This window comes from Polynucleobacter aenigmaticus (assembly GCF_002206635.1).
GTDB lineage: Bacteria > Pseudomonadota > Gammaproteobacteria > Burkholderiales > Burkholderiaceae > Polynucleobacter > Polynucleobacter aenigmaticus.
Genome location: NZ_NGUO01000004.1, coordinates 60,096 through 71,760, shown reverse-complemented (window position 1 = coordinate 71,760; position 11,665 = coordinate 60,096). Strand labels below are relative to the sequence as shown.

Sequence of the window (11,665 nt, the reverse complement as noted above, 5' to 3'; positions counted from 1 at the left end):
GCTAATACAGCTGGCGTTTAATCAGCAAGATGCTTGTACGAGTCAGTAAAAATAAGACAATTGCCGTGGCAAAAGTGATTGCAATGGTAGCGGCTTGATGGGGCCATCCGCCCCTGATCACCGCCTCAATCACGCATGAGGCAGTTGCTGCTGCTGGGAATGCAAATGACCAAAAGCCAAATGAAAACGGCATGGCTGTCCAGGATCTCCAGCGGGTAAGTACTGCAAAAATGGGGCCGGAAGCAATACCCAGACCTACTAAGATGACGTCGACTGGCAGGTTAGGCCAGATGCTTATAGCTGTAATTGTGCTGACGGCAGCAGGCCCCATTTCAATACCAATGGTTGGGCGGTATTGTGGAGGTAGTGGACCAGCAAATAGGCGATGTAGGATGCGCATTTCTAATAACGCCCAACCACCCAAACCCATACCCCAGACCAAGCATCCAAAGCCAGAAAATCCGATAGCATTTAAGGCTGCGCCACCAACCAAGCCACCAGGAACAATTGGCAGATAGAGGGCGGGGGTTACTTGATCTGTGGGCATATTGCTCGTGGATAGAAGGTGGACGACGCGCCATGCTATGACAACGAGCATAGAGAGTGCAATTAACGTCATTGTGTATCCAAATACTGCGTACTCAGGATGGGTAGGAATAATTAAAGCAATCGCCAGAAGGGTGCTAATAGGAAGATAGGCCATCATGGGGCCTAAAACAGGATTTAAGAATTTCTCTTTTATGGCGTCTGGATGCAAAAAGGCTTTAATGCTCCAGAGTACTGCCAGTAGGCATAGAATGACCAAACCGAGGCCAAGGAAAAAGAATTCCATTGTCTGAGTGAGGCCCTCAGATACCTTGGAATACTTATTCCAGGCGAATGATAGGCTTAATAACCCCAAGGACATACCAAAAAGGCCTGGATGTAAGCGGCGTAGCCAGTTCGGCTCTAGGTTTCTTGGCATTATTTTTTTATATTGATGTTGGAAATGAACAATACTGAATTTACTCTAAAAAATAAACTGATGATTATCGGCACCGCCTTATTGGTGATGGCCATGATTTCAATTAGCTTTACTTTGTGGGTAACTTGGAAGTTGGAGGGTGGTGCTGCCGCAATTAATGAGGCTGGTCGCATGCGGATGCAAACATATCAGCTAGCATTATTGGCGGGAACAAAAGACAACATAGCAACATCAAAGTTGCTGACACAGTTTGACAACAGCATCAGCATATTAAAAATCGGGGATCCATCAAGACCCCTTTTTGTTCCTTGGAATAATCTTAATAGACAATATTTCTTAAATATACAAAATCAATGGGAAGATGTTAAGCAAGGAATTTCAAGGGGTAAAGCTAGCGTCCTATCAATCAGCAATATCAATCTCTTTGTAGGGCAGATAGATCAATTTGTTGGATCAATTGAGCTTGAGGTGGATTATTGGACTGGCATGCTACATTTGTTTCAGTTTGCAATGTTGGCGATTTCACTTATTGCTACCTTAGTAATTATGTATGTTGGGTATTCCGTTATTTTGGATCCTGTAGAAAAATTACGCCTCGGTTTTGAAAGTGTGAAGTCGGGCATGTTAAACACTCGAGTCCAAATTGACGCAAAAGATGAATTTGGGGATTTGGCGATAGGATTTAACGCCATGACTGAAAACTTAAATGATCTCTACAGCGGGCTAGAGGCGAAAGTAAAAGAAAAAACTTTACATTTACAAGAGCGTCAAAATCGTCTCCAAGCTCTATATGATTTGAGTTCCTTCGTTTCAACAGAAGGTAATTTGGAAAAATTAGCAAAAGGTTTTTCAGAGCGAATATTGATTCTATGTAAGGCTTCTGCTATCGCTATTAGGTGGACGGATGAGGCTAACCGAAGATATTTTTTATTATCAGGGGCAGATTTACCTGCTTCCATCATCGACGAAGAGCAATGCCTGATTTCGGGCAATTGCTACTGTGGACAATCAACTGGAAATTCAGAGATCCAGATTGTGACTTTTAATCCTATAGAAGAGGGCGAAAGGCATTGCGTGAAGGCGGGCTATAAGACATTGGTGACCATTCCTATTCTCTTCCAGAAAAGTTTACTAGGGGAGATTGATGTATTTTATGCTCACGAATATGTAATTGATACTGAGCAAAAAGCCTTAATGGAAACACTCGCTCATCATCTGGCCGGGGCTATGGAGGCTTTAAGAATTAAGGCGCTAGAAAAAGAGGCGGCAATCTCGGAGGAGCGCAGCCTTTTAGCAAGAGAGTTACATGACTCGATTGCACAGTCGTTGGCGTTTCTAAAAATACAGGTAGGCATGTTGCGGGATGAAATCATAGAGCCCGCTACCAATAAGGCAAAAACTATTCTTGGTGAATTGGATGAGGGTTTGCGTGAGAGCTATAGTGATGTCCGTGAATTGTTGCTACATTTTAGGACTCGAACGAACTCCGAGAATATAGAGCCAGCCATCAAAACAACGTTGCAAAAATTTGAACATCAGTCTGGTATTAAAACTGAACTATTTATTTCAGGCCAGGGATTGCCGCTTAGACCAGATATTCAAATACAAATAATGCATATTTTGCAGGAGGCCTTATCTAATGTTAGAAAACATTCTCGTGCAACTATCGTGAAGGTTGAGGTTCAGGAGTCTCCCCAGTGGGTTTTCAAAGTGATTGATGACGGAATGGGATTCTCTGTTGCATCAGATCCGGTCGATAGTACGCACGTAGGTATGAGTATCATGCGTGAACGTGCCAACAAGATTGGCGCTCAATTGGATATTACATCTCACTCACTTGGCGGTACTTCTATTTCTTTGGCTTTACCTACTTAAGATATCTATCTCATTATTGAAGGTTGGACACGTTGAAAAAAATTCAGATTTTAGTTGTTGATGATCACACCTTATTTAGGCGCGGTTTGATTGCCCTTCTTTCTCAGGCAAGTGATTTTGAAGTAGTGGGTGAGGCTGGCGATGCCATCGAGGCATTGCGTTTATGTGCAACGCTAAAACCAGATGTGATTTTGCTGGATAACCACTTGCCAGGCGCCAGTGGCATACAGTCGTTACCAGATATTTTTCATGCGTCTCCAGATTCAACGGTCATCATGCTCACCGTGAGTGAAGATGAGGAAGATTTAATAAGGGCTTTACAAAATGGTGCTCAAGGATATCTATTAAAAACAAGCGAGAAAGACGATCTTTTGTTCGGAATTCGCAAAGCCTTTGATGGTGAGTCTGTGATTAGTAAAGAAATGACACATAAGTTAGTCAGTGCATTTAAGTCAAATGCCAAAAAGGATGAAAAGAGTAAGGCTACCTCTTTAGCATCAAGCCTATCGCCAAGAGAGTTAGATGCTGTGCGCTTAATTGCTACAGGTGCTAGCAATAAAGAAATCGCTCGTCAGCTCGGAATCGCTGAAACCACCGTAAAAATTCATGTACAGCATATTTTGCGCAAACTCAATCTCTCATCTCGCGTTCAGGTGGCTGTATTTGCGAGTGCCGAAGGCATTGGATTGTAAGTAGTAGTTCTAAAGAGCTATCAGTATTTGCTACTTGTAGTTCCATTGCTTTCTAAAAGTAGTCTTCTGGGGGATATTTTTATCCCCCTATAGTTTTGATAATCACTCATGAGATTAGGGGGTATTCATGAGTGCAGTTATTAAAACAAGTTCTAAAGCATATTCGGTTCTGATCGTCAGCACCTTCGCCTTCACTGTGTGCTTCATGGTGTGGATGATGTTCGGGGTGATTGGAATTCCGATCAAAAAAACGCTCGGCCTTAGTGCTACTCAATTTGGCCTCTTAACTGCCACCCCTATTTTGACTGGCTCACTTGTCAGAGTGCCGCTCGGTATCTGGACTGATCGATTTGGTGGCCGTATCGTCATGTTTTTATTGATGATTTCTACCGTTATTCCAATTTGGATGATGAGTTATGCGACCGTTTATTGGCATTTCTTAGTAATCGGACTCTTCGTGGGATTAGCTGGTGGCTCCTTTTCTGTCGGCACACCTTATGTAGCCCGTTGGTTTCCAAAAAATCGACAAGGTTTTGCGATGGGTGTCTACGGTGCGGGTAACTCCGGTGCTGCAGTTAACAAATTTATAGCTCCAGCGTTGGTGGTTGCATTTGGCTGGGCGATGGTTCCTCAGGTTTACGCCGCAGTCATGTTAGGTGCAGCCATTTTGTTTTGGATCTTTAGTGCTAGTGAGCCCTCCCACTTAGTGACAAGCAATATCTCTTTTAGGGATCAACTAAAGGCTCTGAAGGATCCAAAAGTATTGCGCTACTGTCAGTACTACAGCATTGTGTTTGGTGGTTATGTAGGCCTCAGCCTTTGGATGGTTCAGTACTATGTCGGTGAATTTGGTTTAGAAATTCGGACAGCAGCGCTATTAGCTGCATGCTTCTCTCTACCGGGCGGCGTATTAAGAGCTATTGGTGGTTGGTTGTCCGATAAGTACGGTGCGCATCAGGTAACTTGGTGGGTAATGTGGGTGAGCTGGATCTGCCTCTTCTTACTTTCTTATCCACAAACAGACTTCACTATTTTGACAATTAATGGCCCAGAAACATTTCATATTGGCCTGAACATTTATTTATTTACCGGTTTGATGTTCATCCTGGGTATTGCTTGGGCATTCGGCAAGGCAAGCGTCTTTAAATATATCGGCGATGACTATCCAGACAATATCGGCACAATTTCTGGAATCGTTGGCCTAGCAGGTGGTTTGGGTGGTTTCATTCTGCCCATCATGTTCGGGATCATCTTAGATATCACCGGAATTCGTTCAAGCGCATTTATGTTGATGTATGGCGTGGTCTGGGTTTCTCTGATCTGGATGTACCTCACAGAAGTTCGCAAATCTGAAGTGATGGGTAGTAAATCCATCACTTCAGCCATCTAATCATCGCAAGGAAAGGGAGACACCATGTCCTCTACAGTAATTAATCGTTGGGAGCCTGAGAACAAAGAGTTCTGGGAGTCAACTGGAAAGTCGATTGCTAAACGCAATCTCATCATTTCCATTCCCGCACTGACGCTGGCATTTGCGGTCTGGATGGTGTGGTCGGTAGTGGTGGTTAATTTACCCAATGTAGGATTTAAATTCTCGACCAATCAACTCTTCTGGTTAGCCTCATTACCTGCACTTTGTGGTGCCACCTTACGTATTTTCTATTCCTTTGCGGTGCCTATTTTTGGCGGTAGACGCTGGACTGCTATTTCTACAGCCTCTTTGCTAATTCCGGCTATTGGCATTGGTTTTGCAGTGCAGAACACAGCAACTCCATATGAAATTTTCATCCTCCTAGCTTTGTTGTGTGGTTTGGGTGGCGGGAATTTTGCTTCCTCAATGGCCAATATCAGCTTCTTTTATCCCAAGGCACAAAAAGGTACGGCATTGGGTTTAAATGCTGGCCTAGGTAACTTGGGCGTCTCCATTGTTCAATTAGTGGTGCCTTTGGTCATTACTGCTGGCGTATTTGGTGCGCTTGGCGGTGAGTCACAAACTGTGATGAAAGCAGGTCAACCTATTCCGATGTGGTTACAAAATGCTGGCTTTATTTGGGTGCCATTTATTGCGGTCGCTGCTATCGCTGCATGGTTTGGAATGAATGATCTGGCAGAAGCTAAGGCCTCCTTTTCTGATCAGGCCATTATTTTTAAGCGTAAACATAATTGGTTAATGTGCTGGCTATACCTGGGTACTTTCGGATCATTTATTGGATATTCAGCTGGATTCCCTTTGCTGATAAAGAGTCAATTTCCTGGTGTGAGTGCCTTAAGTTATGCCTGGCTTGGACCTTTGGTTGGTGCATTAGCACGTCCATTTGGTGGCTGGCTTGCTGACAAGCTCGGTGGAGCACGGGTGACTTTCTGGAACTTCATTGCGATGGGCGTAGGCGTCTTTGGAGTGTTGCACTTTTTGCCAGTACAAGGCAACGGCGGTGAGTTCTTTGGATTCTTAATCGCCTTCATGATTCTGTTTGCAACTTCTGGTATTGGTAATGGTTCAACCTTCCGCATGATTCCTGTGATTTTCCTGACGGAACGCCAACGTGCCGCAGGAAGCGCGCAGGCAGATAAAGATCAGGCTATTCGTGATGCCAATAAAGAGGCAGCGGCAGTGCTTGGATTTAGCTCTGCAGTGGGAGCTTACGGCGGCTTCTTCATTCCAAAGAGTTATGGATCTTCTATTGCCGCTACTGGTGGTCCCGAGGCTGCTTTGTACGCATTCATTATTTTTTACGTTACTTGTGCCGTTATTACCTGGTGGTATTACAGCCGTAAAAATGCACCTATGCCTTGCTAAGAAAATATTAAAGGATTGATATGAGTCACTTTTTAGATCGCCTCAAGTTTTTATCTACAGATAAAGAAGAATTTTCAAACGGGCATGGGGTTACGGTTGGAGAAGATCGTACATGGGAAGATGCTTACCGTACTCGTTGGCAACACGACAAAATCGTAAGGTCTACTCACGGCACCAATTGCACTGGGTCATGCTCATGGAAAATTTATGTCAAGGGTGGAATTGTTACTTGGGAAACTCAGCAAACTGATTACCCGCGCACTAGGCCTGACTTGCCGAATCATGAGCCCCGCGGATGCGCGCGTGGAGCTAGCTATAGCTGGTATATGTATAGTGCAAACCGGGTGAAATACCCCATGATCCGTGGACGCCTCCTAAAGCAGTGGCGAGAAGCAAAAGCAGTGGCTACTTCACCAGTAGATGCCTGGGCCAATTTAGTTGAAAACAATGCCAAACGTAAAGAGTGGCAAGAGTTGCGCGGTAAGGGTGGCTTTGTCCGTACTTCGTGGGATGAAGTTAACGAAATCATTGCCGCGGCGAATGTGTATACGATAAAAAAACACGGCCCTGATCGCATTATTGGGTTCTCCCCAATTCCTGCTATGTCGATGGTCAGTTATGCAGCTGGCTCGCGTTATTTAAGCTTAATTGGTGGCGTGTGCATGAGCTTTTATGACTGGTATTGCGATTTGCCACCAGCAAGCCCACAGGTCTGGGGTGAGCAAACTGATGTTCCTGAGTCGGCAGATTGGTATAACTCAACCTTCATCATTGCTTGGGGATCTAATGTTCCTCAAACACGTACGCCAGATGCCCACTTCTTCACAGAAGTGAGATACAAGGGTGCCAAGACTGTAGCTATCACTCCTGACTATGCCGAGGTTTCTAAATTGGCAGATATTTGGATGCATCCAAAGCAGGGTACGGATGCTGCAATAGCAATGGCGATGGGCCATGTGATCTTGAAAGAGTTCTATTTTACGAAGCGCACTGAATATTTCGATGACTATGTCCGTCGTTATACGGACATGCCAAATTTAGTTTTACTTGAGGAAAAAGTTCTTGAAGACGGCAGAACAGTATTCGTTCCCGGAAGATATGCACGCTCTAGTGATTTTGAGGGTGGCCTTGGTCAAACTAATGGCGCGGAATGGAAGACGGTAGCATTTAATACGGCTGGTGAGCCTGTAGTTCCGAATGGTTCGATTGGCTTCAGATGGGGGCCTGAAGGTCGAAAAGATCAAGGTAAGTGGAATCTAGAATCCAAAGAAGCTCGCTATGGCAATGATGTCAATCTAAAGCTGTCTTTAATGGACGATCAACTTTTACATGAAGTCGTTCCAGTAGGCTTTCCTTACTTTGGGGGTATTGATACTCCTTATTTTGAAGCCAATAAACAAAATGATGTATTGGTGCAGAATATCTCGGCCAAAAAGATGAGATTGGTCGAAGGTGAGGGCACGAAAGAAGTATTTGTTGCCACGGTCTTTGATTTGCTCGCTGGAAACTATGGTATTGATCGTGGGCTTGGTGGTGAGTGCGCTAAATCCTATGATGACAATGTCCCTTACACCCCGGCATGGCAAGAATCAATAACGGGTGTGAAACGTGAGCAGGTGATTGCAGTAGCTCGTCAGTTTGCTGAGAATGCAGAAAAAACCAAGGGCAAGTCAATGATCATCATTGGCGCCGCTATGAACCATTGGTATCACTGCGACATGAACTATCGCGGCATTATCAATATGTTGATGTTGTGTGGCTGTATCGGTCAGAGTGGTGGTGGTTGGGCTCACTATGTTGGGCAAGAAAAACTGCGCCCACAAACTGGCTGGACCCCATTGGCATTTGCGCTTGATTGGATCCGCCCACCACGTCAACAAAATTCAACTAGCTTTTTTTACGCGCATACAGATCAATGGCGCTATGAAAAGTTGGGAATGGAAGAGGTTCTATCTCCTTTAGCTAATAAAGAAGACTATCAAGGCAGCATGATTGATTACAACGTTCGTGCTGAGCGCATGGGTTGGCTGCCATCAGCCCCACAACTCAAGACCAATCCAATTGAGGTGGTGAAGGAGGCTATTGCCGCTGGAAAAGATCCAAAACAATATGTAGTGGATGGTTTGAAATCAGGCTCATTGAAAATGAGCTGCGAAGATCCCGACCATCCAAGTAACTGGCCCCGCAATATGTTTGTATGGAGATCTAATTTATTGGGATCCTCGGGCAAAGGTCACGAGTACTTCTTGAAGCATTTACTAGGCACAAGCCATGGCGTGCAAGGTAAAGACTTAGGCGTGGATGAGGCGAGACCATCTGAGGTTGAATGGCATGACAAGGCGCCAGAAGGTAAATTAGATTTATTAGTGACCTTGGATTTTCGGATGAGTACTACTTGCTTGTACTCTGACATTGTTCTACCAACGGCAACTTGGTATGAGAAGAACGATTTGAATACCAGTGATATGCATCCATTTATTCACCCTTTATCAACAGCGGTTGATCCTGCATGGGAAGCTCGCAGTGATTGGGATATTTACAAAGGGTTTGCCAAGAAATTCTCAGAGGTATGCGTTGGCCATCTCGGAGTTGAAAAAGAAATTGTAATGACGCCGTTGATGCACGATACACCCGCTGAATTGGCGCAAGCATTTGATGTGCAGGAGTGGAAGAAGGGTGAGTGCGATCTGATTCCTGGAAAAACAGCCCCTCAAATTGCTGTAGTAGAGCGGGATTATCCAAATACCTATAACCGCTTTACTGCGCTTGGTCCATTGATGGACAAGGTAGGTAATGGCGGCAAAGGAATTGCTTGGGATACCAAGGATGAAGTTGAGCAGTTACGTCAACTAAATGGCCGAGTAGAGCATGGTGAAATGAAGGGTATGGCAAAAATATCTACCGATATTGATGCTGCCGAGGTCGTGCTTATGCTTGCTCCAGAAACCAATGGCCATGTTGCAGTTAAGGCGTGGGATGCTTTATCCAAGATTACCGGTCTTGAGCATGCCCATTTGGCTTTGCATCGTGAAGATGAAAAGATTCGTTTCCGGGACATTCAAGCGCAACCTAGAAAAATCATTAGCTCACCTACCTGGTCTGGTCTGGAGAGTGAAAAAGTTTCCTATAACGCTGGTTATACGAACGTGCACGAATATATTCCTTGGAGAACCTTGACGGGTCGGCAGCAGTTTTATCAAGACCACAAGTGGATGCGTGCGTTTGGGGAAGGTTTTGTTTCTTACAGGCCGCCAGTTGATCTGAAAACCATTAATGAAATCCGTGGCATCAAGCCCAATGGAAACGCGGAGATTGTGCTTAATTTCATTACGCCGCATCAAAAATGGGGAATTCACTCTACCTATAGTGACAACCTCATGATGTTGACATTAAACCGAGGGGGTCCAGTAGTTTGGTTGAGTGAAGATGATGCTACTAAAGCGGGAATTGTGGATAACGATTGGGTTGAGTTATTTAATGCCAATGGCGCAATTGCTGCTCGAGCGGTGGTAAGTCAGCGGGTCAATCCTGGCATGGTGATGATGTATCACGCACAGGAGAAGATCATCAATACCCCGGGATCTGAAATTACGGGTATGCGCGGCGGTATTCATAACTCAGTAACGCGGATTGTCCTAAAGCCAACCCACATGATTGGCGGATATGCACAGTTAAGTTATGGATTTAACTATTACGGCACGATTGGAACTAACCGTGATGAGTTTGTAACTGTTCGGAAGATGCGAAATATTGATTGGCTAGATAGTGAAAACGCCAACACAGTTCAAGCGTAACGGAGAAGAATAAAGATGAAAATTCGCGCACAAATAGGCATGGTCTTAAACCTGGATAAGTGTATTGGTTGCCACACTTGTTCTGTTACTTGCAAGCAGGTTTGGACAAATCGTCCGGGTATGGAATACGCTTGGTTTAATAATGTAGAAACAAAGCCTGGCATTGGCTATCCCAAAAATTGGGAAGATCAAGAAAAATGGAAGGGTGGCTGGATTCGTAAGAGTAATGGCAAGATTGAGCCGAAGCAGGGCGGTCGATCCAAAATTTGGATGAACTTATTTGGCAATCCCAATTTGCCCGAGATCGATGACTACTATGAGCCATTTACCTTTGATTATGAGCATCTGCAAAGTGCTCCTGAGTCAAAGGCAACTCCTACTGCTCGCCCAAGAAGCTTGATAACAGGCAAGCGGATGGAGAAGATTGAGTGGGGTCCAAACTGGGAAGAAATTCTGGGTGGTGAGTTCTCTAAGCGTAGCAAGGATACGAACTTCGACCAAATGCAAAAGGATGTATACGGTCAGTTTGAAAATACCTTCATGATGTATATGCCGCGTCTTTGCGAGCATTGCTTAAACCCCTCATGTGTAGCATCTTGCCCATCTGGCTCGATTTATAAGCGCGAAGAAGATGGCATTGTTCTGATTGATCAGGATAAATGTCGTGGCTGGCGTATGTGCGTATCTGCTTGTCCATACAAAAAGATTTACTACAACTGGAAAAGTGGCAAAGCAGAGAAGTGTATTTTTTGCTACCCCCGTATTGAGGCGGGTCAGCCAACTGTATGCTCTGAAACGTGTGTAGGCCGTATTCGCTACCTTGGCGTGATGCTATATGATGCTGATCAAATTGAGCACGCTGCCAGTGTTGAAAATGAAAAAGACCTCTATGAAGCCCAGCTAAAAGTCTTCTTAGACCCCAATGATCCAGAGGTTCAAAAACAGGCCTTAGCTGATGGTGTTCCAGCGTCGTGGTTAGAGTCTGCTAAGAAGAGTCCTGTGTACAAGATGGCAATGGACTGGAAAATTGCATTGCCCTTGCACCCTGAATACAGAACTTTGCCGATGGTTTGGTATGTTCCCCCACTTTCTCCAATTACTGGCGCAGTTGAGGCTGGCTTTGTAGGTATCAACGGACACATTCCCGATGTGAAGCAGTTGCGTATTCCAGTTCAGTATTTGGCCAATATGTTGACGGCAGGTGATGAGGCTCCAGTGATTTCGGCATTGGAAAAAATGTTAGCAATGCGAGCATGGCAACGCGATAAGCATGTGGATGGTACGCGTAATTTGGCCGCTCTGGAGCAGGCGGGAATTTCTGAAGACCAAGTGGAAGATATGTATCAGATTATGGCGATTGCTAATTACGAAGACCGTTTTGTGATTCCTACATCCCATAAAGAGTATGCAGAAAATACATTTGATATGAAGGGTAGCTGCGGATTTACTTTTGGCAATGGCTGTTCTGATGGTGATTCAGAAGCGAGTTTATTTGGTGGCACTAAACGCCGGACCATTCCAATTAAGCCAGCGATCTAAGGAG

General features: G+C 44.8%; 7 protein-coding genes. 6 read left to right on the top strand and 1 reads right to left on the bottom strand.

Annotation, left to right across the window (positions count from 1 at the left end; genetic code table 11):
- Position 1: 1 nt before the first annotated feature.
- On the bottom strand, positions 2-964 hold the full coding sequence (locus CBI30_RS02900; RefSeq protein ID WP_088526833.1) for an SLAC1 family transporter: 963 nt from the start codon (positions 962-964) through the stop codon (positions 2-4).
- Positions 965-988: 24 nt separating this feature from the next.
- Here CBI30_RS02900 and CBI30_RS02895 point away from each other — a divergent pair, with 24 nt between their 5' ends.
- From CBI30_RS02895 to narH, 6 genes are all read left to right on the top strand, one after another.
- Entirely contained in the window at positions 989-2,839 is a 1,851-nt protein-coding gene (locus tag CBI30_RS02895) for a type IV pili methyl-accepting chemotaxis transducer N-terminal domain-containing protein (protein WP_206075543.1), read from the top strand.
- Positions 2,840-2,862: 23 nt separating this feature from the next.
- Positions 2,863-3,531, top strand: a complete 669-nt coding sequence (locus CBI30_RS02890; RefSeq protein ID WP_420812037.1) for a response regulator — start codon at positions 2,863-2,865, stop codon at positions 3,529-3,531.
- A gap of 127 nt (positions 3,532-3,658) precedes the next feature.
- Positions 3,659-4,921 carry an MFS transporter gene (locus CBI30_RS11205; RefSeq protein WP_206075542.1) on the top strand — a complete coding sequence of 421 codons (1,263 nt, stop codon included), beginning with the start codon at positions 3,659-3,661 and terminating at the stop codon, positions 4,919-4,921.
- Between the two features lie 24 nt (positions 4,922-4,945).
- Positions 4,946-6,328, top strand: coding sequence for a NarK family nitrate/nitrite MFS transporter (locus tag CBI30_RS11200; protein WP_206075541.1), 1,383 nt, complete (start codon positions 4,946-4,948; stop codon positions 6,326-6,328).
- Positions 6,329-6,348: 20 nt separating this feature from the next.
- Positions 6,349-10,122, top strand: a complete 3,774-nt coding sequence (locus CBI30_RS02880) for a nitrate reductase subunit alpha (RefSeq protein ID WP_088526831.1) — start codon at positions 6,349-6,351, stop codon at positions 10,120-10,122.
- 15 nt (positions 10,123-10,137) lie between these two features.
- Positions 10,138-11,661 (top strand): nitrate reductase subunit beta, encoded by a 1,524-nt coding sequence (gene narH, locus CBI30_RS02875; protein ID WP_088526830.1) that lies wholly within the window; start codon positions 10,138-10,140, stop codon positions 11,659-11,661.
- Positions 11,662-11,665: the final 4 nt, after the last annotated feature.

What these genes read in the sequence shown, in the direction of transcription:
- CBI30_RS02900 (WP_088526833.1), bottom strand. Translation starts at nt 964, where the DNA reads ATGCCAAGAAACCTAGAGCCGAACTGGCTACGCCGCTTACATCCAGGC.
- CBI30_RS02895 (WP_206075543.1), top strand. Translation starts at nt 989, where the DNA reads ATGAACAATACTGAATTTACTCTAAAAAATAAACTGATGATTATCGGC.
- CBI30_RS11205 (WP_206075542.1), top strand. Translation starts at nt 3,659, where the DNA reads ATGAGTGCAGTTATTAAAACAAGTTCTAAAGCATATTCGGTTCTGATC.
- CBI30_RS11200 (WP_206075541.1), top strand. Translation starts at nt 4,946, where the DNA reads ATGTCCTCTACAGTAATTAATCGTTGGGAGCCTGAGAACAAAGAGTTC.
- CBI30_RS02880 (WP_088526831.1), top strand. Translation starts at nt 6,349, where the DNA reads ATGAGTCACTTTTTAGATCGCCTCAAGTTTTTATCTACAGATAAAGAA.
- narH (WP_088526830.1), top strand. Translation starts at nt 10,138, where the DNA reads ATGAAAATTCGCGCACAAATAGGCATGGTCTTAAACCTGGATAAGTGT.